Source organism: Acidovorax sp. sif0632, assembly GCF_019218805.1.
GTDB lineage: Bacteria > Pseudomonadota > Gammaproteobacteria > Burkholderiales > Burkholderiaceae_C > Acidovorax > Acidovorax facilis.
The window spans coordinates 330,576-354,062 of sequence record NZ_JAHUWW010000006.1; the positions used below are offsets into that span (position 1 = coordinate 330,576).

Below are 23,487 nucleotides of genomic sequence, written 5' to 3' on the forward strand. Positions count from 1 at the left end.
TTCGTGGAAGTGGCAGCGGGACACCCGCGAACACTCACACTAAGCCAGCCCTCGGCGGTGCGCCACTGAGGAAACTACCACCCCGCGCAAAAAAGACAGGCCTCAGCCTGCCGGGAAGGCGTGCTCCAGGGCCTGCTGCAGATCGTTCCGCAGGTCTTCCACCGCCTCCAGCCCGATCGAAAACCGCACCAGCGTGCCCGGCTTCAAGTGCGCGGGCGGGCGGCTGCGCATGCTCGCGATGTTGTAGGGCACCACCAGGCTCATGGGGCCGCCCCAGCTGTAGCCCAGCTTGAACAGCCGCAGGCCGTCGCAGAACGCATCCACCTGCTTCTGGGTGTAGCGGGCATCAATCATCACGCTGAACAGGCCCGCTGCCAGCCCCGCCCCGCCCTGCCCGGCGCCACACAGTGCCTTCCAATGTGTGTGGCCGGGCGCGCCTTCCAGCGCGGGGTGCAGCACCTGCACGATGGCGGGCTGCTGCTGCAGCCACCGCGCCAGAGTGCGGGCCGCTTCGTCATGGGCGCGGTAGCGCAGGCCGATGCTGGGCAGTGCGCGCAGCACAGCCTCTGCGTCGTTGGCCCCCACCCCCAAGCCCAGCCGCATGTGGGTGAGCTTGATCTTCATGTGCAGGCCCGGGTCCCGCGTCATGACGCTGCCCATCAGCACATCGCCACCGCCACTGGGGTACTTGGTGAGCGCGTGGGCCGAAATGTCGACCCCCAGGCTGCCATCACCTGTGAGGTCAAACGGCGCAAACGCGAGACCCGCGCCCCAGGTGTTGTCCAGCGCCGTGGTCACGCCGTGTGCGCGGCAGATGCGCACCTGCTCGCACAGGTCGGGAAACTCCATGCTGACCGAGCCCGGAGCCTCCAGCCACACCAGCCGGGTTGCAGGGGTGATGCGGGCGGCCAGATCGGCTGGGTCGAGCGGATCGTAAAACCCATGGGTGATGCCAAAACGCGCCAGTTCACCATTGGCAAGGTCTTTGCCAGGGCCGTAGGCGTTGTCCGGGATCAGCACTTCGTCGCCGGGCTGAAGCAGGGCCAAGGCCACGTTGGCAATGGCGGCCAGGCCGCTGGGAACCAGCACGCACTGCAGGCCGCCCTCCAGCGCACACAGGCGCTCTTCCAGGATGAACGTGGTGGGCGTGCCGTGCAGCCCATAGGTGTAGCCGCTTTTGTCCTTCCATTCGCGCGAGCGCATGGCCGCGACGTTGGGAAAGATGACGGTGGAGGCCTTGTACACCCCCGGCTGGGGCGCTACGAAACCAGCAGGAGGAACGTAGTCATGGTGGACGATGCGGGTGGCGAGGTCGGTGTCGTGCTCTTTCATGCCGACCATGGTAGCGCGCCGCCAGGGCGTGAACCCGGGCGGCGCGTGGTCTGAAGCGCTGTTTGCGGCGCCGGGGCTGATGCCAGCCCGCGCGCTTAGCTCGCGCTGACCACCAGCTGATTGTTCACAGAACTAACGCCATTCACGGCCTTGGCAATGCCTTCGGCGCGCTCACGGGCCACGGCGGAGGGTGCGGGGCCTTTCAGCGTCACACGGCCATTGGCTGTATCGACATCAATCTTCACCGCGCTCAGGTCGGGGTCCTTGGCAAGGCTGGCGCTGATCTGTGCGGTGATTTCTGCGTCACTCAGAAAAACCATGCCCTTGTTGGCGGCATCCTTGGCCGAAGATTCTGCATTTGCAGCACCCTGCTCCACCTTCGTCTGAGCGTTCTCCATGGCACTTTCGGCCTTGGCGCGGGCTTCGGCGGCGGCCTGCTCGGTCTTTTCGACGGCGGAATCCAGGCGCTGGCCCACAGTCGGCTCTTCCTTCTTGCCGCAGGCAGACAGACCCAAGGCCAGGGCGCTCACGGCCAGGATGGTTGCAATACGGTGTGCAGGACGCTGGGAAATCTTCAGATTGTTCATGCGGAAACTCCTTGCGGTTGAAACATGGCGAGACTGTAAACGCAGGCAGCTGCGCACTAGGTCGGATGCAGCCTAGGCACCTGTAGGACGATGCCGCAAATTGCGCAAACGTGGCCCGATGCCGAGGCGCGACAATGTACCCATGGCTTTTTCCGCTGCGTCACTCACCCGTTGGTTCCCCTTTTTGTCCTGGCCCCGGCCAGACCGCACCCTGATCAAAGGCGAGTTCTGGGCGGGTATGACGGTGGGCCTGATGCTGGTGCCGCAGGGGGTCGCCTACGCAGCGCTGGCGGGCATGCCGCTGGTGACGGGTATCTATGCCTCGCTGATCCCTGCGCTGGTGGCGGTGTTGTTCAGCGCATCGACGCGGCTCGGCGTGGGGCCGACAGCGCTTACCAGCCTGCTGATCGGCGCGTCACTCACAGGCCTGGCCGAGCCGGGCAGCGCGCAATGGGTGGCCATGGCAGCGTGGATCGCTTTGCTGTCGGGCCTGCTACAGCTGGTCATGGGGATGGCGCGGTTTGGCTGGCTGCTCAATCTTGTGACGTCCCCCGTATTGAGCGGGTTTACCCAGGCAGCGGCGCTACTGATTTTGGGCTCGCAGCTGGCCGCACTCACCGGGTTACGGTCAGACTGGGGGGCGCTGCTGTCAACGCCTTCGACCGGGCTGTTTGACCTCACGGCGGCGGCTTTTGGCCTGGGCAGTCTGGCGCTGCTGATTTTGGCCCGCCGCTGGCGGCCGAACTTTCCTGCAGCCATTGTGGTGGTGGGCGCGGCCGGCGCCCTGAGCTGGGCCCTGCACTATGCCGACGCTGGCGGAGCCGTGGTGGGCGCGTTGCCCTCGGGTCTGCCGGCCCCGTACTGGCCCGGAGCGCTGCCATGGTCCAGCTTTTCTGCGCTGGTGATGCCGGTGCTGGTCGTCACGCTGGTGAGTTTTCTGGAGACGGCGTCCAGCGCCAAGGTAGAAAGCCAGCGGTCCGGCGAGCGCTGGAATGAGAACCAGGACCTCATCGGCCAGGGCCTGGCCAAAATCAGCAGCGGACTGTTTGGCAGCTTTGCGACCAGTGCCTCGTTCTCGCGCTCGGCCATCAACCTGTATGCAGGCGCCAAAAGCGGCTGGGCCACGCTGTTTGCCATTGCCCTGGTACTCGTGGTGCTGCTATGGCTCACTCCGGCGCTTTACCACGTGCCGCAGTCGGTGCTGGCTGCCGTGGTGGTAACCGCCGTGACCAGCCTCATCAAGCCCGGCATGCTGCTGCGCCTGTGGCGGGTGTCAAGGGTCGAGGCCGTGATCGGCGGCATCACCTTCGCACTGACGCTGGCCACGGCCCCGCGCATGTACTGGGGCGTGCTGGTGGGTTTGCTGATGAACCTGAGCCACTTTCTGTACCAGCGGCTGCACCCCCGCATCATTGAAGTGGGCCTGCACCCGGATGGCAGCCTGCGCGACCGGCACCTGTGGCACCTGCCCGCTCTGGCTCCCCGGCTGCTGGCGCTGCGCATGGATGCCGAGCTGGACTTTGCCTCGGCCAGCGCCCTGGAGCGGCGCGTTACCGAGCACCTGGCTACCCACCCCGATGTGGTGCACCTGTGCCTGATGGCCCAACCCATCAACCGGATCGACGTGACGGGCGTAGAAACCTTCGCGCAGCTGTTGGCCCTGCTGCAATCACGGGGGGGCACATTGCACCTCAGCGGCCTCAAGCTTCCCGTAGAGCAGGTTCTGCGCCAGGCCGGTTTGCTGGAGCCCGGAACGGGCCTCGCGATGTACCGCACCGACGCCGAAGCACTGGTAGCGCTGCAGCAGCTTCCGCAGCCGGTGGAACGGGTGTGATGCAGGAGCCTTCCACCCCCCTTTTCCCAGTACCGCTGCGGGTTTCACCTAGACCTGGGGCGGGGGCCCTTCCCGCTGGCGCACTGGTACACTGCACAAACTCTTTTTGCTCCATTTGTGTCTGACTCTGCGGCCTCTCATCTGGTAGATCTGCGCGACCTTCGCCTGGATACTGCCCACGCGCTGGTGGCTCAGGCTGGCGGCAGCGAAGCAGCGTTGCACCGCGAGGTGCCCTCGCGCTACCTGCAGGGCCTGATCGACGGACTGTGTGAACTCTCCCTCAAAGACCCGCTCACCGGTCTGGCCAACCGCCGGCACTTCCGCGCCGTGCTGGAACGCGAAATCGACCGCGTCACCCGCTCGGGAGAGGCAGCATTGCTGCTGATGCTCGACATTGACCATTTCAAGAAGGTCAACGACACGCATGGCCATCTGGCTGGCGACATCGTGCTGCAGTCGGTGGCGCGCACGCTCAGTGCCTGCGTGCGCCCCATGGACACGCTGGCGCGCTACGGTGGCGAGGAGTTCGCCGTGGTGCTCCCCGCATGCCAGGCCGGCTTTGGGAGCGTGGTGGCCGAACGTATCCGGCGTGCCGTTGCCAACACGCCCATCAAGGTCTCGGGCTCGGTGGAACTCCACGTCACGGTGAGCATTGGCGGCGCCTTTGCCCTGCAGTGGATCCGCTCCACCACCTTGCTGTGGACAGACCGCGCCGACCACCAGCTCTACCAGGCCAAGGCGGCAGGCCGCAACCGCGTCAGCATTGAGGAGCAACCCGACAGCACTGTCAGTGCCGAAGAGAAAAGCCTGTTGTTTGGCCCGCTCTACACCCCCTCGGGTTGGGGCGACCTGCCTCCGGTGGACCCCAACCCAACAGGCAGCGCCTACTGAAAGTTAGAAGATGAGCGACGCGCTGTCCCCTCCCCCACCCACATCGCCAGCGGCTCCTGCTGGCGCCGCCTCACCCTCGCACTCTGCAACGGGTGCCCGCATCATTGCCATCACCAGCGGCAAAGGCGGGGTTGGCAAGACCTTTGTGTCGGCCAACCTGGCTGCGGCCCTCACCCGCCGTGGCCAGCGCGTGCTGGTGCTCGACGCCGACCTGGGCCTGGCCAACCTGGACGTGGTGCTGAACCTGCACCCCAAAATCACCCTGCACGACGTCTTCACCGGCAAGGCCACGCTCGAAGAGGCCGTGATCCAGGCCCCGGGTGGCTTCAACGTGCTGCTGGCAGGCTCGGGCATGGTCGAGTATTCGCGCCTCACGCCCGAGGTGCGCAATCAATTCCTGAGCGTGATCCAGGCGCTCACGCCCCAGTACGACGTGGTGCTGCTGGACACCGGCGCCGGCATTTCCGACGTGGTGCTGTTTTCCATTTCGCTGGCTTCCGAGGTGCTCATCGTGGCCACGCCCGAACCCACCTCGCTGACCGATGCCTATGCCGCCATCAAGGTGCTGGCCATGCAGCAAAAGCGCCAACATGTGCGCATGGTCATCAACCAGGCCGCGCGCCCAGGCGATGGCCGTGCCATCACCAGCCAGCTGCAGCAGGTGCTGGACCGCTTTGTCACCACTGAATCCGGTCGCCCGATGCGCTTGATCCACATGGGCGACATCCCGGCCGATCCCTCGGTACGCGACGCCGTCATGCGCCGCCAGTTGCTGCTGCTGCAAACCCCGGGCTGCCCTGCGGCCCTGGCGATTGCCCAGTTAGCCAACAAGATCGAAACCACGCTGCTGACCCCGGCCGCCTGAGACGCCCGCAGGCGCCACAGCCCGGCAGCAGCGCGGTTCCCCCGCTGGCTTCAGCGAGTTGCCTTGACCGAAGTGAAAGCGCGCCCCTCGCTGCGCTCATTTGATTTGCCGTGAACCCCATCGACACCGTCCTGAACATCTCCTGCTACAAGTTCGTGCCTTTGCCCGATGCGGCGGCCCTTCGCGAGCTGCTGCATGCGCGCGCCACGGCGGCGGGACTCAAGGGCACCATCCTTCTGGCCGAGGAAGGCATCAACTTCTTTCTGGCGGGCGCGGCCGAGGCCGTGCGCGGGTTTGTCGATGCGCTGCGCACCGATGCCCGTTTTGCCGATCTGGAGCCCAAGGAAAGCTGGTCGGCCACGGTGCCGTTTCGCAAGATGCTGGTCAAGGTCAAGCGCGAGATCATCCGTATGGACCACCCCACCATCCGCCCCGCCCAGGGCCGCGCGCCCTCGGTGGACCCGGCCACCCTGCGACGCTGGCTGGCGCAGGGCCATGACGATGAGGGGCGCGAAGTGGTCACGCTGGACACCCGCAACGCCTTCGAGGTGGACGCTGGCACCTTCGACAACGCCATCGACTGGCGCATCGACAAGTTCACCGAATTCCCGCCAGCCCTGCGCGCGCACAAGACCGAGCTGCAGGACAAGACCGTGGTGAGCTTCTGCACCGGAGGCATCCGGTGCGAGAAGGCCGCGATCCTGATGCGCGAAGAAGGCCTCTCGCATGTCTACCAGCTCGAAGGCGGCATCCTCAAATACTTTGAACTGACCGATGGCGCGCACTACCACGGCGGCTGTTTTGTGTTCGATGAACGCAGGGTGCTGGCGGCAGACCTGTCTACCGACCCCTTACCCACCGACAGCGAAAACGCTATCAATAAGTGAGCTTATAGCGCTCATCCATCAAGCGCTAGATGCCAATTTTGCTTGAAATTTCAGGCATTCAAAGCCAACAATTTGGCCAAGTCAGGCCTTGAAGCGGCGCTCTGGCAGCGGAATCCACTCCACCTCCCCCGGTACCTGCCCCATGGCCTGGGCATCCCAGTCAGCGGCAGCCTGCACGATGCGGTCCTTGCGGCTGGAGACAAAGTTCCACCACATGTGGCGCGGCGCATCCAGCGCGTCGCCACCGATCACCATCAACCGCACCGGGGTATCACCTGCAGCAAGGTGTGTGGCCTGCCCGGGCTCCGCCACTGCCAGAATCTGCGCAGCCACGGTGTCTCCGTTGAGCTGGACCGGAGCATCCACGGTATAGACCGCCATCTCTGGCACCAGCGCCGGAATCTTCAACGTGGCACCGGCGGGCAACTGGACATCCAGGTACAGCGTGCGCGAATAGGTGGCAACTGGAGAGGTCTGCCCGAAGGCTTCTCCAATCAGCACCCGCACCGTGGCATCTCCCACCAGCACTTGCGGAATGGCTGCGGCAGGCGTGTGCACAAACGAAGGCTCGGCCTCTTCATGGGTCACCGGCAAAGCAGCCCACAGCTGAATGCCATGGTTCACGTAGGCCTGGTTTGCGAGACTCTCCGGGCGGCGCTCGGAATGCACGATGCCGCGCCCCGCCGTCATCCAGTTGATGGCACCGGGCTCAATCTGCTGCACATAGCCCAGGCTGTCGCGGTGCATGATGGCGCCAGAGAACAGGTAGGTCACGGTGGCCAGGCCGATGTGGGGGTGAGGCCGCACATCGTGGCCCGCATCGGGCTCCACCGTCACCGGCCCGAAGTGGTCAAAAAACAGGAAGGGTCCCACCGCCTGGCGCTGCACGGCGGGCAGCAGGCGCCGTACCGTGAAGCCACCACCCAGGTCCTTGGCTTGGCCCGACAGACGCAGAGGAGCGTTCATGACAGCACCCCCATCGCTTCAACGGTAGAGACAAGGTCAAAAAGGTGATTCATCGGGTGGCTCCTTGAGGGCAGGACAACAACGCCGCCAGCCTACCAGCTTCAGCGGTTCAGCTGCCCAGCTTGGCAGCCATCTCTGCCACACGCTGACCAAACTGCTTGCCGGTTTCCAGGTCGCCAGGGAACATCTCGGCGGCCGAGGCGTCCGATGGCGACTGCGCCATGGCGCCACTGAACGAGCCGATCCAGTTCACATCGTTGCGCGTGGCGGCCTTGGAGTTGGCGGGCATCATGCCGTTGCCCACCCACAGGCCGCCGTGCTGCATGGCCAGGTGGAACATGTAGTCCAGCGTGATCTGCTTGTCGCCATTGGTGCTGGCGCTGTTGGTAAAGCCTGCGAACAGCTTGTCCTTCCAGGCCTGGCTGAACCAGGGCTTGGACGAGGCGTCGGCAAACTTCTTGAACTGCCAGCTGGGGCCGGCCATGTAAGTGGGCGAGCCAAAGATGATGGCGCTGGCAGCGGCCAGCGTTTCCCAGCCGCCTTCGGGCAGGTTGCCCTCGGCATCGATGGCGATCAACTGGGCGCCAGCGCCCTCTGCCACGGCCTGCGCCAGGCGCTGTGTGTGACCGTAACCCGAGTGGTAAACAACTGCGATGTGTGCCATGAGAAAACTCCTGTTGAAACGAGGGGGACAAGGAAAGCGAGAACGGCGGAAGAACGGATTGAATGCTGGAAACCACAGCCCTGCGGTCAGCAGGCCTTTTGAGGGGATCGCTCAGCGGCCCGACTGGCGCGCATCCAGGCTCCAGCCGCCTGCGCCAAACGCTGCCAGTGCCAGCAGGCCGCCGGTCACGCCCACGTTCTTGAAGAACATGAGCTGCTGCATCATTTGCTTGTCAGCGGGCAGGTCCCAGAACGCATGAAAGAAGAAGCTGGCCACCAGCGTGAAGAATGCCAGCGCGAGCGCTGCCAGACGCGTGCCAAAGCCGAAGATCAGCGCCAGGCTGCCCAGCACCTCGACCGCAGCGGCCACGGCGGCGGCCACGGTGGGCATGGGCAGGCCTACCGACGTGATGTAACCGACAGTGCCAGCAAAGCCGGTGAGCTTGCTGATGCCCGCAGGCAGAAACAGGGCGGCCAGCAACAGGCGCGATGCGAGAGCCAGGGGGTTTTGCAGGGATGTGAACATGGTGAAGAACTCCGGGTGAAAGTGGGTTGAAGAATGAACGTCGAATGTCAGGCGGCCAGATCAAACACCAGCACCTCGGCGTCGTGGCCATCGGTCAACGACAAGGTGGTTTCCTTTTCCATCAGCAGCGCATCGCCGCCCGACAGGGCTTGCCCATTGGCGCTGAGTGCACCGCGCACCAGGTGCACATAGGTCTTGCGGGCGGGGTTCAGCGCCAGCGTGGCGGATTCAGCGCCATCCAGCAAGCCTGCGTACAGGGCCGCATCGGCATGGATCTTGACCGAGCCCTGGGCGCCGTCGGGCGATGCCACCAGGCGCAGGGCGCCGCGCTTTTCAGTCTCGGCAAAGGTCTTTTGCTCGTAGCTCGGCGGGATGCCACGCACATTGGGCTCGATCCAGATCTGCAGGAAGTGCGTGGTCTGGCCTGCAGCGTGGTTGAACTCGCTGTGCTGCACACCGGTGCCTGCGCTCATGCGCTGCACGTCGCCGGGCGGGATGCCCTTGATGTTGCCCATGCTGTCCTTGTGGGCCAGTTCGCCCGACAGCACATAGCTGATGATTTCCATGTCGCGGTGGCCATGGGTGCCAAACCCGGTGCCCGGGGCGATGCGGTCTTCGTTGATGACCCGCAGGTTGCCAAAGCCCATGTGGGCAGGGTCGTAGTACCCGGCAAACGAGAAGCTGTGGAAGGAATTGAGCCAGCCATGGTCGGCGTGGCCTCGGTCTTGCGATTTACGAACAGTCAGCATGTGAGTGCTCCTTTCAAGATTCGACTGTAGGACTGCAGTGCGCCCTGCAGGGGCAGATGAATTGATGGCAATGTTCAAATAATCTGAATTAACATGGCACCACCATGCAAAACGCACGCGATGTCCTGACGCCCGATGCACTGACCATGCTGCAGGTGATTGCCGAAGCGGGCAGCTTTGCCGCCGCCGCCCGGCAATTGGGCCTGGTGCCCAGCGCCCTCACCTACCGCGTGCGGCAGATTGAAGACGCACTGGATGTGCTGTTGTTCGACCGCAGCGCACGCCAGGCCCGCCCCACGGAGGCCGGAGTGGAGCTGTTGCGCGAAGGCGCGCGCCTGTTGCAGGACATTGACGCCGTGGCCCACCGCGTGCGCCGCGTGGCCACGGGCTGGGAGCCGCAGCTCACGCTGTCCATCGACGGCATCATTTCGCCCCACACCATGCTGGAGCTGGTGGATGCGTTTTACGCCATGAAACCCCCGACGCGGCTGAAGTTGCGCGACGGCATCATGACCGGCACGCTGGAGGCGCTGACCTCCGGCCGGGCCGACCTGGCCATCGGCGTATCCGTGGCGGGCAACAACGTGGCGGGCCTGCAGCAGGGCACGCTGGGCGATGTATTGTTCATCTACGTAGTAGCGCCCCACCACCCGCTTGCGGCGGCTGCCGAACCGATCTCAGACGCCACCTTGCTGGAACACCGGGCCGTGGCCGTGGCTGATTCGGCCACACGTGGCGGCGCCACCATGGGCCTGCTCGGTGGGCAGGACGTACTGACGGTGGACACCATGCAGGCCAAGGTGCGCGTGCAGCTGCGTGGCCTGGGCGGCGGTTTTCTGCCCGAGCCCATGGTGCGCCCCTACCTGGAGGCCGGCCGCCTGGTCGAGCGCCGCGTGGCCCGCCCGGAACGCAACGTGCGTGTGCACTACGCCTGGGGCGGCCCGGGCTTCACCGCACCAGGCCGCGCGCTGCAATGGTGGCTGAACCAGCTGCAAAGCCCCACCACACGCCGCGCTCTGCTGGAAAACCACCATCATTTCTGATCCCGATCAAGTCCCGACAGGGTGATACCGCGTGTAGAGTGGTTCCTGTTGGTTTTGTATTGCATCTCGCTTGCCGACCGTCACCGAAAGGCCTCCCATGAGCAAACCCGATCCTCTTCCCGCCAAACGGCTCCGACGCAACACTGCACTGGCAACCCCCCCCGTTGCAGCCCCCGCAGCCCCCACCACGTTCTCTGGCAAACCCCAGCGCCACTTCGCCATCATCGGCGCTGGCATGGCTGGTATTGCCTGTGCACGCACCCTGGTGCAGGCCGGGCACCGCGTGACGGTGTTCGAGAAATCCTCCCAGGCGGGCGGCCGCACTGCCACCATCGACACCCCTTTTGGCAACTTTGATGCCGGTGCCCAGTACTTCACCGTGCGCGACCCGCGTTTTGCCCGCGCCATCGACACCGTGCCCGGCATCTGCAAGCGCTGGAGCGCCAATTCCGTGCAGGTGCTGGACGCCGCAGGCCGTGTGGCCGCTGCGGGCCTGCCCCACCGCGAAGCACACTGGGTGGCCAGCCCAGGCATGCAGTCCCTGGTGGGCGCCTGGGCCGAGCCGCTGCTCAAGGCCGGCCAGCTCGTCACCCACACCCGCGTCACCTCCATTGAGCCCGATTCGTTGAACGCCCCTGGCTGGCAACTGCGCACCGAAGGGCCTGCGGGCAGCCAGCACGTCTATGCCGGTTTCGACGCTGTGCTGCTGGCCCAGCCTTCGGTGCCCGCCCAGGCCCTGCTGGCCAGCTCGGCGGTGGACACCCCGCTGACCGACGCCCTGTCCAAGGTGGCCATTGCCCCCTGCTGGACACTGATGCTCGCCTACCCGCAGGCCGTGCGCCCCGGCCTGACCACGCTGGGCCCGCAGTGGAATGCGGCACGCAGCACACACCACCGCATCGCCTGGCTGGCGCGCGAGTCGTCCAAGCCCGGCCGCAATGTGGTCGAACGCTGGACGGTGCAGGCCAGCCCCGCCTGGTCTGCCGAACACCTCGAAGACGACGAAGCCCGCGTGCAGGCCAAGCTCATCAAGGCCTTTGCCGAAGTCACGGGCATTCGTGCCGCCCCCGCCCATGCGGACACACGCCGCTGGCGCTATGCCCAGACCACCCACCCGCTGGGCAAGAGCCACCTGTGGGACAAATCCATGGGCCTGGGTGCATGCGGTGACTGGTGCCTGGGGCACCGGGTTGAAGACGCCTTCGTGTCGGGACTGGAACTGGCACTTGCCGTGGCATGACGGCCGAGGTGGGCGCTGCACGGCGCTACGTGGGCCGGTTTGCCCCTTCGCCCACGGGGCCGTTGCATGCGGGCTCCCTGGTAGCGGCCCTCGCCAGCTGGCTGGACGCGCGGGCGCACCGGGGCCAGTGGCTTGTTCGCATTGAAGATGTGGACACACCCCGCTGCGTGCCGGGGGCGGATCGGCTCATCCTGCAACAGCTGGCCAGCTGCGGCATGGTGCCCGACGCTCCCCCCCAATGGCAGTCCACCCGCAGCCCGCTCTACCAGCGGGCGTTGGACCAATTGGTAGCCCAAGGCCACGCCTACCCCTGCGCCTGCTCGCGCAAGGACATCGAAGACGCCCATGCCGCCCAGGGCCACACGCGTGAGCGCCATGCCGCGCTGCCTTACCCAGGCACCTGCCGCCACGGGCTGCAGGGCCGCGCCGGGCGCGCATGGCGGTTCAATGTCACAGATTTCAAGCAAAAACAGGCCCTGGCGCTTGACGGCAAATCGCCAGTAGCTGCAAAAATCATAGCAAATCATCTCCTGCAGTGGGAGGACCGCCGCCTGGGTCTGCAGCAGCAGGACGTGGAACAAGCGGTGGGTGATTTCATCCTGCGCCGGGCCGACGGGCTCTGGGCCTATCAGCTCGCCGTGGTGGTGGACGACGCCGACCAGGGCGTCACCGATGTGGTGCGCGGCGAAGACCTGGCCGACAACACCCCGCGCCAGATCCTGCTGCAGCAGGCCCTGGGCGTGCCCACGCCCCGCTACCTGCACACCCCGCTGGTGTGTGGCGACAACGGCGAAAAACTCTCCAAGCAGAACGGCGCCCGCGCGCTGGACCTGTCCCACCCGCTGCAGGCTCTGAACGATGCCGCGCGGGTGCTGGGCCTGCCATCGCTGCCTGCCCCGCACAGCCCTGGCATCTCTGACGCACTGACCCTGTGGGTCGCCGCGTGGCGACGAAACTACAATGGCGCACCGTGACCGAACTGACCCCTACCGCTTCCGCCCCCACCGCTGCGCCCGCTGCAGCCCCCGCGACGACATCTGGCGGGGTTCCCGCTGGCGTGACCCACCCCAAGACCATCAAAAGCTTTGTGCGCCGTGCCGGCCGCACCACCACGGGCCAGGCCAAGGCCTTTGAAGACTTCGGCCCCCGCTTTGTCCTGCCGTATGCCCCGGCGCCGCTCGACGCCGCTTCGGCCTTTGGCCGCACGGCACCGCTGATTCTCGAAATTGGCTTTGGCATGGGCGAGGCCACGGCCCACATCGCCCGCGTGCGCCCCGATGACAACTTCCTGTGCTGCGAGGTGCACGAGCCGGGGGTGGGCGCACTGCTCAAGCGCATTGGCGAACAGGAGCTGACCAACATCCGCATCCTGCAGCACGACGCCGTGGAGGTCATCGACCACATGCTGCCCGAGGGCAGCCTGGACGGTGTGCACATCTTCTTTCCCGACCCCTGGCACAAGACCAAACACAACAAGCGCCGCCTGATTCAGGGCCCGCTGGTGGCCAAGCTGGCGGCCCGCCTCAAGCCCGGTGGCTACCTGCACTGCGCGACCGACTGGCAGCCCTATGCCGAGCAGATGCTGCAGGTGCTGGGCGCCGAACCCCTGTTGCAGAACACCGCCACGGACTTTGCCCCGCAGCCCGACTACCGGCCCCTGACCAAGTTCGAGAACCGGGGCCTGCGGCTGGGGCATGGCGTGTGGGATGTTGTGTTCGTGCGACGACATTGACAAGCTGTGCCTAGTGCTCCACCGTACATCCCAATGAAGCCCATTCTCCAGAACCTGGTGGAAATGACTGGCCACCGCGACCACTTGCGGTTGGAGGTGTCGGTGCTGTCCACGCTGCAAACGCTCAGTGGCATCGTTGAAGTGCGCGCGCTGGAGCTTTTCACCGTGGACGGCGTGGCCCATGTACGCCCCCGTTCCTGGGTTGAGGACGGACAGCTCGTCTCGACCGATTCCGAAGCCGCCGCAGACCCTCGCCGCGAAACGCTGGAAAAATACCCCGCACTTCGCGATTGCGTAGCCAGCCAGGGGGACAGCGCCCTCGCATCGCCCCGCAGGGGGCGCCATGTGCTCTGGCTGCCGGTGTGGATGCATGACAAGGTCACCACCTGTCTGGAGATCACGCAGTCGCGCGCGTTCTCGGCGCACAAGCTGGAAGTGCTCAAGGGCGTGTTCCAGGTCTACCAGAACTACCAGAGCCTGCTGGACTACAGCGAACGCGACGCCCTCACCGGCCTGTTCAACCGCAAGACCTTCGATGAGCAGTTCTCGCGCCATGCGCTCAATGGCCTTTCCAGTGGCCGCCCGGGCACTGTTACCGAATCTCTTCCCCCCGAAGAAGGCTCACAGCCCGGCGAGCCCGTGCAGCAATGGCTGGCGGTGGTGGATATCGATCACTTCAAGCAGGTCAACGACCGCTTTGGCCACCTGTATGGCGACGAAGTGCTGATCCTGATTGCCAACATCCTGCGCAGCTCGTTTCGCAGCCACGACCGCATCTTCCGCTTTGGCGGCGAAGAATTCGTGGTGCTGCTGCGCTCCACCACGCTCAGCACCGCCCACAAGGTGTTCAACCGCTTCCGGCTTGCGGTGCAGGAATACAACTTCCCGCAGGTGGGCCAGGTCACGGTGAGCCTGGGTTTTGTGAGCACCATGCAGGGTTCGCCCGTGGAGATACTGGGGCAGGCCGACCAGGCGCTGTATTACGCCAAAGAGCACGGACGCAACCAGGTCTGCTTTTATGACGACCTGGTGGCCAGCGGCCAGCTGGCCGCCAAGGTGGCCAACGACGACGTCGAGCTGTTCTGAAGCTACCCAGGCGGAGCGAAAGGGCACCAATGCCCGCCTTCAGCGCATTGGCTCATTGGCTCAATGACTCCAGGATCGCCTCCACATCCACTGCGTCCCGCTGCGCAGCAGGCAAGAACTGCTCCGCATACTCACGCCAGACCCCGCTGCGCAGGAAGAAGCGGAACACCTCGGCATCGATATGGCGTTCGCGCACCATGTGGCCCATGATCCTGAGCGATTCCGACAAAGTCTTGGGCGGCTTGTAGGGCCGGTCTGCCGCCGTCAAGGCCTCGAAGATATCGGCCAGTGTCATCACCCTGTCTGCCAGCGTCAGCTCTGAAGCCTTCAGGCGCCGGGGGTAGCCCGTACCGTCCAGTTTTTCATGGTGCGAGCCCGCAATCGACGGTACGCGCGCCAGATGCGGCGGGAACGGCAGGCCGCTGAGCATGACGATGGTCTGCACGATGTGATCGTTGATCTTGAAACGGTCTTCTGCAGTGAGCGTGCCGCGCTGGATCGACAGATTGTGCAGCTCGCCGAGGTGGGCTTGTTGCGGTGGCAGCACCATGTCAAAGCTCCACAGGTTGGCCGGGTTGCCAACCTCCACCGGCGGTTTGCGGGCACCCCAGGGCACGATGTGTTCAGGCCGGTCTGACAGCAGGGGCTCATTGGCGGGCAAGGGGCGCGTCGGCACATTCGCCAGCCGCCCCAATTCGGCTGCTGACAAGCCCAGCCGGTCATCAAAATGCCGCTGCCACACCTGGCGCCCGATGGTGGCCAGCCGCTTGATGTCGGCATCGGCCATGAACTCGCCGCCCACATTGCTGCGGGCCACAAAGGCAAACTCTTCCTGCAGGCGGTCACGCCGCTGCAAAAGCTCGCGCTGCAGCCGCACCGGGTCCACGCCGGACACGTGCTGCTTCCAGTAGTCCAGTTCCGCGTCGCGCCACAGCACCTCAAAGCGCATGCGCACCTCATGGATGCGGTTGTAGAGCGCCTCCAGCTTGGTCGCCTTGTCGATGATGTGCTCGGGGCTGGTGACCTTGCCACAGTCGTGCAGCCACGCGCCCAGGCGGAATTCGTAGCGCTCGGCATCCGTCATGGCGACGTGGGCAAATGGACCTTCCTCGGCCTCGCACAGGCGCTGCATCAGGGATTCCGCCAACTGGGGCACCCGCTCGCAGTGGCCGCCGGTATAAGGGCTCTTGGCGTCGATCGCGTCCGCCAGCAGGCGGATGACGGCATCGAACAGCTTCTTTTGCCCTTCGATCAAACTGCGCGTCTCGATGGCGACCGACAACGTGCCCGAGAGTTTCTCGACAAACGCCCGGAAGTGGACATCGTCCTGCTGCTGGTCCGCACGGTAGCCCAGCACCAGCAGGCCCAGCGGTTGGCCATCGCGCGTGCGTAGCTGCACGCGCAGCACGCGCTGGGGCGTGGCCTGGTCGTCATCAGGGTGCTGGTCGCCGTCGTGCGGCTCGGCAGGGTTGATGAAAAACACCATGGGCAGGTGCTCCGGGTAGAGCGACTGGTGCTCAGGATCTTCGCAATACCTTGCCGTGCGCAGCAGGCCCGCGCGCTGAGCCTCTACCAGGTACACCGCACCGCCGGTGCAGCTGGTGGCGCGCACCAGCTCGTAGAGCACGCTCGACAGCATGAGGTCCAGGCGCGACTCGGCGCTGATGTGGTGCGTGATGTGCAGGAACTCCTGGATGGTGTCGGACATGCGGTCCATCACCTGACCCAGTGCGCGCACCTCGCGCACGCGCGACATGTGGTGTTGTGTCGGCCGCCGGAAATCAAACCGTGCCAAGGCCTGCGCCTGCGTGGCCAGCCCCGACAGGCTGCGCCCCACACGCCTCCCGGCCAGCCACCCAAAAGGCAGCATCAGCGCGATGAGCCCCAGGGACAGCCAAACCTGGCGCTGGAGGTTTTCGTTCACATCCGCCAGCAGCTCCCGGGTGGGAATGGCCATCAGGATGTGCAGCCCCTCCCAGCGCTGCGACTTGAGTGACATGACCTTGGCCAGCCACTCCTCGCCACCTGCCACAAAGCGACGCGAAGGCCCCTCTTTCATGTCCAAGCTGTGCAGGGCCTGCAGGCTTGGCACCCCCAGGCCGTCGAGTGTGCGCAGCTTGAGGCTGGGCTGGTCGCCATCCTCACGCACCAGCACGCGGGACATGTCCGGGTAGGCCAGCACGCGCTGGTCCTGGTCCACCACAGCGATCTCGGTGCGCGGCATCAGTCGCAGCTCGCCGATCTCGCGGCCCAGGTCGGTGAGCGCAACATCCAGGCCGATCACAGCACGGCCGTCTTCGCTGGGCTGGCTCAGCGTAACGCCGACCTCCTGCGTGGTGAAAAACACATAGGGGGCAGTGAGGACCTGCGTGTTTTTTTCCGCCGCCTCGGCATACCACGGGCGGGACCGGGGGTCATAGCGGTAGCCGGGACGCACGGAGGAATCGATGAGACGCAGCTGTGCGTCGTAATAGTTCCAGCGCCCCACCAGGCCCATCAGACCCGCCGCGCTGCGCTCCCGCGCCATCGACTGCACCAGGAATGCAGCCTCCGCAGGCGCCTGAAGCCGTGCCCGCAGCGCAGCGTTGCGCAGCGGACGCATGAGCAAAAACTGCCCGTCGGAATACCCGATGAAGACCGCCGACAGCAAAGCGTTTTGCTCCAGCAGGCGCACAAACACCGGCAGGCGGCGCAGCCGCGCCTGGAGGGTGGCGGCCGAAGCAATGGGATCAAACGCCAGCAGCCGCAGCGTGGCATCCGCCGGGTCGACGATATGGTGCACCCGCTCGCTGATCAACAGGCTGATGTGCTGCGCACTGTCGTCCGACGCCGCGATGATGGCCTGCCGCGCGCTGGTGCCTACCTGGTAGACCAAGAGCACCGTGAGCAGCAGCATGGCAGATACCACCACCGAGGCAATCACCACCTCGAACGGAACGGTGATGCGCCGCCACCAGGGCAGTTCGGCCCCTCCCGAATCAGGCGAACCGGAACGGGTGCCGTGGGCGGGCACCGGCTCTTGCGGACTTTCGCGCAGGGGGTCCATGCGCTTGAATGTAGGGGGAAAGCCGGTTTTCCGTCACCCTATTTTTGGCAGAAATGGCTGCCACACCACAGCGGCTGGTGCCGCTATGGCGACCGGTACATCAGCCCAGTTGCTGCGCGACCCAGCCTGTCACCGAAGCCAGCGCCGCTGGCAGCTTGGAGGCATCGGTGCCGCCGGCCATGGCCATGTCGGGCTTGCCGCCGCCTTTGCCACCCACTTGCTGGGCCACAAAGTTGACCAGCTCGCCGGCCTTGACCTTGCCCACGCTGTCGGCGGTGACGCCTGCAGCGATCTGCACCTTGTCGCCATCCACAGCGGCCAGCACGATGGCAGCGGTCTTGAGCTTGTCCTTGAGCTTGTCCATGGTGTCGCGCAGGGTCTTGGCGTCGGCACCCGGCAGCGCCGCAGCCAGCACTTTGAGGCCCTTCACATCCACAGCCTGGTTCACCAGTTCGTCGCCCTGGCTGGAGGCCAGCTTACCCTTCAAGGCAGCCACTTCCTTTTCGAGCGCGCGGGCGTTGTCCAGCGCCTGGCTGATGCGGCCGTTGAGCTCGGCCACCGGCGCCTTGAGGGTGCTGGCGGCCTGGTTCACGGTGTCTTCCAGGTTCTGCAAGTACGCCAGTGCGTTGGCGCCGGTCACGGCCTCAATGCGGCGGATGCCAGCAGCCACCCCGCCCTCGCCCACCACCTTGAACAGGCCGATGTCACCGGTGCGCTGCACGTGGGTGCCGCCACACAGCTCGCGGCTGGTGCCGATGTCGAGCACGCGCACGGTTTCGCCGTACTTCTCGCCAAACAGCATCATGGCGCCGGTCTTCTGGGCCGACTCGATGTCCATCACGCGCGCTTGCGTGGGCTGGTTGGCCAGGATTTCTTCGTTCACGCGGCGCTCAATCTCGCGGATCTCGGCCGCCGTCACGGCTCCGTTGTGCGTGAAGTCAAAACGCGTGCGGTCGGCATTGACCAGGCTGCCCTTTTGCTGCACATGGCTGCCCAGCACTTCGCGCAGGGCCTTGTGCATGATGTGCGTGACCGAGTGGTTGCGCATGGTGGCAGCGCGCACGGCGGTGTTGACCTGGGCCTGCACGGTGTCGCCCACGTTCAGCGTGCCCTCTTCGAGCGTGCCGTGGTGGCCAAACACATCGGCCTTGATCTTGAGCGTGTCACCCACCGCAAAGCGTGCCGAGCCGCTGGTGATGACACCTTCGTCACCCACCTGGCCGCCGCTTTCGGCGTAGAACGGGGTCGTGTCCAGCACCACCACGCCGTTTTGGCCGGCTTTCAGGGCCGCAGCGCTTGTTCCATCTACATAGATTGCTACGATTTTTGCAGTCTCTGCGAGCTGTTCGTAGCCGGTGAACTGGTTGGCGGCACCGGTGTACTCCAGCGCCTTGTCCATCTTGAACTTGCCGGCCGCGCGGGCCTGGGCCTTCTGCTTTTCCATGGCGGTCTTGAAGCCGGCCTCGTCCACTTCCACGTCGCGCTCGCGGCAGACGTCATTGGTCAGGTCGAGCGGGAAGCCGTAGGTGTCGTGCAGCTTGAAGGCCACGTCGCCGGGCAGCACCTTGGCACCGCCGTCCAGGGTAGCGTCCAGGATTTCCATGCCGTTGGCCAGCGTCTCGAAGAAGCGCTCTTCTTCCACCTTGAGCACCTCGGTGATACGCTGTTCCTGCTCGCGCAGGGATGGGTAGGCATCGCCCATCAGGCGCACCAGGTCGGCCACCAGCTTGTGGAAGAACGGCGTCTTCTTGCCCAGCTTGTAGCCGTGGCGGATGGCGCGGCGCACGATGCGGCGCTGCACGTAGCCACGGCCTTCGTTGCTGGGGATCACACCATCGCTCACCAAAAACGCGGTGGCGCGGATGTGGTCGGCGATCACGCGCAGGCTCTTGTTGTTGAGGTCCGTCACGCCGGTCTCGCGGCCGGCGGCGTTGATGAGCGCGTCGAACAGGTCGATCTCGTAGTTGCTGTGCACGTGCTGCAGGATGGCGGCCAGGCGCTCCAGGCCCATGCCCGTGTCCACGCAGGGCGCGGGCAGCGGCGTGACGGCGCCGGTTTCGTCCATGTTGAACTGCATGAACACGTTGTTCCAGATCTCGATGAAGCGGTCGCCGTCTTCATCGGGGCTGCCGGGAGGGCCACCCGCAATGTGCGGGCCATGGTCGTAGAAGATTTCGCTGCAGGGGCCGCAAGGGCCGGTGTCGGCCATCATCCAGAAGTTGTCGGACTTGTAGCGGCCGCCCTTGTTGTCGCCGATGCGGATCACGCGCTCGGGTGGCAAGCCGATTTCCTTGGTCCAGATGTCGTAGGCCTCGTCGTCTTCCTGGTAGACCGTGGCCAGCAGGCGCTCTGGCGGCAGCTTGTAGACCTCGGTCAGCAACTCCCAGGCCCACTTGAGCGATTCGCGCTTGAAGTAGTCGCCAAACGACCAGTTGCCCAGCATTTCAAAGAAGGTGTGGTGGCGCGCGGTGTAGCCCACGTTTTCCAGGTCGTTGTGCTTGCCGCCCGCACGCAGGCAGGCCTGCACGGACACCGCCCGGTTGTACGAGCGCTTGTCGGTGCCCAGGAACACGTCCTTGAACTGCACCATGCCCGAGTTGGTGAACATCAGCGTGGGATCGTTGCCGGGCACCAGGGGGCTCGATGCCACCACGGTGTGGCCCTTGGAGACGAAGAAGTCCAGGAAGGACTTGCGGATGTCAGCGACAGAAAAAGTGGGAGTGCTCATGGTGTTGTGGAGTGGTTGCACGCAGCAGGCAGGCCGCAGGACCCGCGCCTGCGCGCTGCCTGTCGCTGCCCCTATGGGGACCAACCTTTCATTATAGGTTTGCAGTCTGGCGGTCCGTGGCGGGAGGGCGACAGGGCGGGGACAGACGCCTCCACTCCATGCGCCAACGAATGCTGAAAAATCCGCTTGCGCGCTTTAAATATCTTGTTAATATATTAATAACTTCAACCCGACCACCTATCCAAGGAGTCCCTCGTGAACCCACAACCCCGCTGGCAAGGCATCTTCCCTGCCATCACCACCAAGTTCCACGCCGACGAGTCCATCGACGCCGAGGGCACAGCCCGCCACATCGACTTCCAGATCCGCAACGGCATCCACGGGCTGGTCACCTGCGGTTCTCTCGGCGAGGCCAGTACCCTCACGCTCGAAGAAAAGCTCCACGTTGCCAAGATCGCCCTCGAAGCCGCCGATGGCCGCGTGCCCGTACTCGCCAACGTGTCCGAGACCAGCACCCGCGAAGCCCTGCGGTACATCGACGGCGGCAACAAGCTCGGCGTGGCCGGCTACATGGTCATGCCCTCGGTGATCTACGTGGCCGATGCCCGCGAGGCCATGGCCAATGTGCGCGCCATGGCGGGCGCCGCCCAGCGCCCCCTGATGGTCTACAACAACCCTGTGGCCTACCGCGTGGACCTAAAACCCGAGCACATGGTGGAGCTAGCCGACTGCGAGTGGATCGCCGCCATCAAGGAAAGCACCGGCGACATCCGCCGCATCACCGACCTGCGCAACACCGTGGGCGACCGCTACCAGCTCTTCCTGGGCGTGGACGACCTGGCTTACGAAGGCCTGGCCCTGGGATGCGACGGCCTGCTGGCTGGCGTGGGCTGCGCCTTCCCGCGCGAAACCGTGGCGCTGTACGACCTGATGAAAGCGGGCAAATTTGCCGAGGCGCTGCCGCTCTACCAGTGGATGACGCCCATGCTGCACCTGGATGTGTCCAACAAGCTCGTGCAGAACCTCAAGCTCATCGACGCACTGGTGGGTGTGGGCACCGAACACATGCGCCGCCCCCGCCTGCCCCTGGTGGGCGACGAACGCGCATTTGTCGAGAGTGTGGTGCGCAAGGCCCTGGCCACGCGCCCTACAAAATACCAGTCTGTCGCCTGAGACACTGAGCGCCCTACTTCACCACCACCAGAGCACCATGCAACGCATCCACGTGATCGACTCCCACACCGGTGGCGAGCCCACCCGGCTTGTCATCGACGGTTTTCCCGACCTGGGCACCGGCACCATGGCCGAGCGGCGTGCACTGCTGGCCGAGCGCCACGATGCCTGGCGGGCCGCCACCGTGCTGGAACCGCGTGGCAGCGATGTGGTGGTGGGGGCGCTGCTCTGCGCGCCGCAAGACCCGGCCAACGCAGCGGGCGTGATCTTCTTCAACAACAGCGGCTATCTGGGCATGTGTGGCCATGGCACCATCGGGCTGATCGCATCGCTCGCCTACCTGGGCCGCATCACCCCTGGCGAGCACCGCATCGAAACCCCGGTGGGCACCGTCACCACCACCCTGCACACCGATGGCTCTGTCAGCGTGCGCAACGTGCCGGCCTACCGCCTGCACCATGAGCTGGCGGTGGACGTGCCCGGCTATGGCCGCGTGGTGGGCGATGTGGCCTGGGGCGGCAACTGGTTCTTCCTGATCTCCGACCACGGCCAGCGTGTAGCCAGTGACAACCTGGAGGCGTTGATGGCCTACAGCTGCGCCGTGCAGCAAGCCCTCAAAGACCAGGGCATTCGGGGCGACAACGGCGGTGAGATTGACCACATCGAGTTGTTTGCCGACGACGACCAGGCCGACAGCCGTAACTATGTGCTGTGTCCCGGCAAGGCCTATGACCGCTCGCCCTGCGGCACCGGCACCAGCGCCAAGATTGCCTGCCTCGCCGCCGATGGCAAGCTGCAGCCGAGCCAGGTGTGGCGCCAGGCCAGCATCATCGGCAGCCAGTTCGAGGCCAGCTACACGCTGCAGGACGATGGCAAGCTCATCCCAACCCTGCGTGGCCGCGCCTACATGAGCGCGGAAGCGACCCTGCTGATCGAAGATGCAGACCCATTCGGCTGGGGCATCCGGCTGTAAACCGCCTTCTCCCACAGCGCAGGCCCCATGCAAACCACCGACGTCCTTGTGATCGGCGCTGGCATCGTCGGTGCGGCCTGTGCCCATGCGCTGGCGCGGGCGGGCCTGTCGGTGCGAATCATCGATGCGCGCCTGGGCGGTGCCACGGCGGCAGGCATGGGCCATCTGGTGGTGATGGATGACAACCCGGCTGAGCTGGCGCTGAGCAAATCGTCGCTCGACCTCTGGCACGCCTGGGCACCGCAGATGGATGCCGGCTGCGCCTTCACGGCCTGCGGAACGCTCTGGCTGGCTGCCAACGAGGAAGAGCTGCAGGCCGCGCACGCCAAGCGTTCCACCTTGCAAGCACAAGGCGTAGCTTGCGAGATGCTGGATGCCGCAGCCCTCGCCCGCGCAGAACCCGCGCTGCGCCCCGGTCTGGCCGGCGCGCTCAAGGTGAATGGCGACAGCGTGGTCTATGCACCGCGTGCCGCCCAGTGGCTGCTGGAGCAGGCCGCAGCCCACGGACGCCTTGTGTTGGAGCAGGCTGAAGCGATGCAGATCGACGGCCACACCGTCACACTGCGCGACGGAAGCCAGCGCAGTGCAGACGCCATCGTTCTTGCCAGCGGCATCCAGTCCCCGCAGCTGTGCCCCGGCCTGCCGCTGCGCCCCAAAAAGGGCCACCTCGTCATCACCGACCGCTACCCGGGCACCGTGCACCACCAGCTGGTGGAGCTGGGCTACATCACCAGCGCGCACCACAGCGACGGTACCTCGGTGGCCTTCAACGTGCAGCCCCGGCCCACGGGGCAGTTGCTGATCGGCTCGTCGCGCGAGTTCGACACCACCGACCCCGCCGTCAACAACGCCGTGATGGCGCGCATGCTGCAACGGGCACTCGACTACCTGCCAGGCCTGGCCGAACTCAACGCCATCCGCACCTGGACCGGCTTTCGCGCCGCCACGCCAGACAGCCTGCCGCTGATTGGCGCGCACCCCGAACACCCGCACCTGTGGCTGGCCGTGGGACATGAAGGACTGGGGGTGACCACCGCCCCGGCCACCGCGCAGTTGCTGGCGGCCCAGATCGCAGGGGGCACCCCAGCGATCGACCCCACGCCCTTTGCACCTGCCCGCTTTGCGGGCCTGAGCACACCATGACCGCATCCAGAACACCCGCCCTG

20 protein-coding genes are annotated in these 23,487 nt (G+C 65.5%); 12 read left to right on the forward strand and 8 right to left on the reverse strand.

Annotated elements, in window-relative coordinates; genetic code table 11:
- Positions 1–102 precede the first annotated feature (102 nt).
- Positions 103–1,341, reverse strand: a complete 1,239-nt coding sequence (locus KW832_RS19585) for a PLP-dependent transferase (RefSeq protein WP_218301001.1) — start codon at positions 1,339–1,341, stop codon at positions 103–105.
- 86 nt (positions 1,342–1,427) lie between these two features.
- Complete coding sequence (locus tag KW832_RS19590) at positions 1,428–1,919, reverse strand: BON domain-containing protein (RefSeq protein ID WP_055398114.1); 492 nt, start codon at positions 1,917–1,919, stop codon at positions 1,428–1,430.
- Positions 1,920–2,061: 142 nt separating this feature from the next.
- Between KW832_RS19590 and KW832_RS19595 the strand changes: the two genes are divergently transcribed.
- From KW832_RS19595 to KW832_RS19610, 4 genes are all read left to right on the forward strand, one after another.
- Complete coding sequence (locus KW832_RS19595) at positions 2,062–3,753, forward strand: SulP family inorganic anion transporter (RefSeq protein ID WP_121506524.1); 1,692 nt, start codon at positions 2,062–2,064, stop codon at positions 3,751–3,753.
- Positions 3,754–3,870: 117 nt separating this feature from the next.
- Positions 3,871–4,644: a GGDEF domain-containing protein gene (locus KW832_RS19600; RefSeq protein ID WP_055398112.1), complete on the forward strand. Its 774-nt coding sequence runs from the start codon at positions 3,871–3,873 to the stop codon at positions 4,642–4,644.
- Positions 4,645–4,654: 10 nt separating this feature from the next.
- On the forward strand, positions 4,655–5,509 hold the full coding sequence (locus tag KW832_RS19605; RefSeq protein WP_121506525.1) for a MinD/ParA family protein: 855 nt from the start codon (positions 4,655–4,657) through the stop codon (positions 5,507–5,509).
- 119 nt (positions 5,510–5,628) lie between these two features.
- Entirely contained in the window at positions 5,629–6,396 is a 768-nt protein-coding gene (locus tag KW832_RS19610) for a sulfurtransferase (RefSeq protein WP_121422718.1), read from the forward strand.
- 81 nt (positions 6,397–6,477) lie between these two features.
- Here KW832_RS19610 and KW832_RS19615 read toward each other — a convergent pair whose 3' ends face one another.
- From KW832_RS19615 to KW832_RS19630, 4 genes are all read right to left on the reverse strand, one after another.
- Positions 6,478–7,362: a pirin family protein gene (locus tag KW832_RS19615; protein ID WP_218301000.1), complete on the reverse strand. Its 885-nt coding sequence runs from the start codon at positions 7,360–7,362 to the stop codon at positions 6,478–6,480.
- Positions 7,363–7,471: 109 nt separating this feature from the next.
- Positions 7,472–8,026 (reverse strand): flavodoxin family protein, encoded by a 555-nt coding sequence (locus tag KW832_RS19620; RefSeq protein ID WP_055398109.1) that lies wholly within the window; start codon positions 8,024–8,026, stop codon positions 7,472–7,474.
- A 111-nt stretch (positions 8,027–8,137) separates the two neighbouring features.
- Entirely contained in the window at positions 8,138–8,551 is a 414-nt protein-coding gene (locus KW832_RS19625) for a DoxX family protein (protein ID WP_055398108.1), read from the reverse strand.
- A gap of 47 nt (positions 8,552–8,598) precedes the next feature.
- Positions 8,599–9,300: a pirin family protein gene (locus tag KW832_RS19630; protein WP_218300999.1), complete on the reverse strand. Its 702-nt coding sequence runs from the start codon at positions 9,298–9,300 to the stop codon at positions 8,599–8,601.
- Positions 9,301–9,404: 104 nt separating this feature from the next.
- On the opposite strand from KW832_RS19630, the gene KW832_RS19635 reads away from it, so the two are divergent.
- The 5 genes from KW832_RS19635 to KW832_RS19655 all read left to right on the forward strand — a co-directional run bounded on the left by KW832_RS19635 (position 9,405) and on the right by KW832_RS19655 (position 14,401).
- Positions 9,405–10,343, forward strand: a complete 939-nt coding sequence (locus KW832_RS19635) for a LysR substrate-binding domain-containing protein (protein ID WP_055398106.1) — start codon at positions 9,405–9,407, stop codon at positions 10,341–10,343.
- Positions 10,344–10,440: 97 nt separating this feature from the next.
- Positions 10,441–11,583 carry an NAD(P)/FAD-dependent oxidoreductase gene (locus tag KW832_RS19640; RefSeq protein WP_218300998.1) on the forward strand — a complete coding sequence of 381 codons (1,143 nt, stop codon included), beginning with the start codon at positions 10,441–10,443 and terminating at the stop codon, positions 11,581–11,583.
- On the forward strand, positions 11,580–12,557 hold the full coding sequence (gene gluQRS, locus KW832_RS19645; RefSeq protein WP_218300997.1) for a tRNA glutamyl-Q(34) synthetase GluQRS: 978 nt from the start codon (positions 11,580–11,582) through the stop codon (positions 12,555–12,557). The genes KW832_RS19640 and gluQRS overlap by 4 nt, the downstream gene beginning before the upstream one ends.
- Positions 12,554–13,315, forward strand: coding sequence for a tRNA (guanosine(46)-N7)-methyltransferase TrmB (gene trmB, locus KW832_RS19650; RefSeq protein WP_055398104.1), 762 nt, complete (start codon positions 12,554–12,556; stop codon positions 13,313–13,315). Before gluQRS ends, trmB begins: the two co-directional genes overlap by 4 nt.
- 33 nt (positions 13,316–13,348) lie before the next feature.
- Positions 13,349–14,401 carry a GGDEF domain-containing protein gene (locus KW832_RS19655; RefSeq protein WP_055398103.1) on the forward strand — a complete coding sequence of 351 codons (1,053 nt, stop codon included), beginning with the start codon at positions 13,349–13,351 and terminating at the stop codon, positions 14,399–14,401.
- A 52-nt stretch (positions 14,402–14,453) separates the two neighbouring features.
- Here the strand turns inward: KW832_RS19655 and KW832_RS19660 are convergent, their stop codons facing one another.
- Complete coding sequence (locus tag KW832_RS19660; RefSeq protein WP_218300996.1) at positions 14,454–17,447, reverse strand: HD domain-containing phosphohydrolase; 2,994 nt, start codon at positions 17,445–17,447, stop codon at positions 14,454–14,456.
- 100 nt (positions 17,448–17,547) lie between these two features.
- Positions 17,548–20,175: an alanine--tRNA ligase gene (gene alaS, locus KW832_RS19665; protein ID WP_218300995.1), complete on the reverse strand. Its 2,628-nt coding sequence runs from the start codon at positions 20,173–20,175 to the stop codon at positions 17,548–17,550.
- Positions 20,176–20,430: 255 nt separating this feature from the next.
- Here alaS and KW832_RS19670 point away from each other — a divergent pair, with 255 nt between their 5' ends.
- From KW832_RS19670 to KW832_RS19680, 3 genes are read left to right on the forward strand one after another with little or no spacing between them, the layout of a single operon-like run.
- On the forward strand, positions 20,431–21,348 hold the full coding sequence (locus tag KW832_RS19670) for a dihydrodipicolinate synthase family protein (RefSeq protein ID WP_218300994.1): 918 nt from the start codon (positions 20,431–20,433) through the stop codon (positions 21,346–21,348).
- Positions 21,349–21,385: 37 nt separating this feature from the next.
- The gene (locus tag KW832_RS19675) at positions 21,386–22,321 is read left to right on the forward strand and encodes a 4-hydroxyproline epimerase (protein ID WP_218300993.1); all 936 of its coding nucleotides are present in this window, start codon (positions 21,386–21,388) and stop codon (positions 22,319–22,321) included.
- Between the two features lie 27 nt (positions 22,322–22,348).
- Complete coding sequence (locus KW832_RS19680; protein ID WP_218300992.1) at positions 22,349–23,464, forward strand: FAD-binding oxidoreductase; 1,116 nt, start codon at positions 22,349–22,351, stop codon at positions 23,462–23,464.
- Positions 23,465–23,487 lie beyond the last annotated feature (23 nt).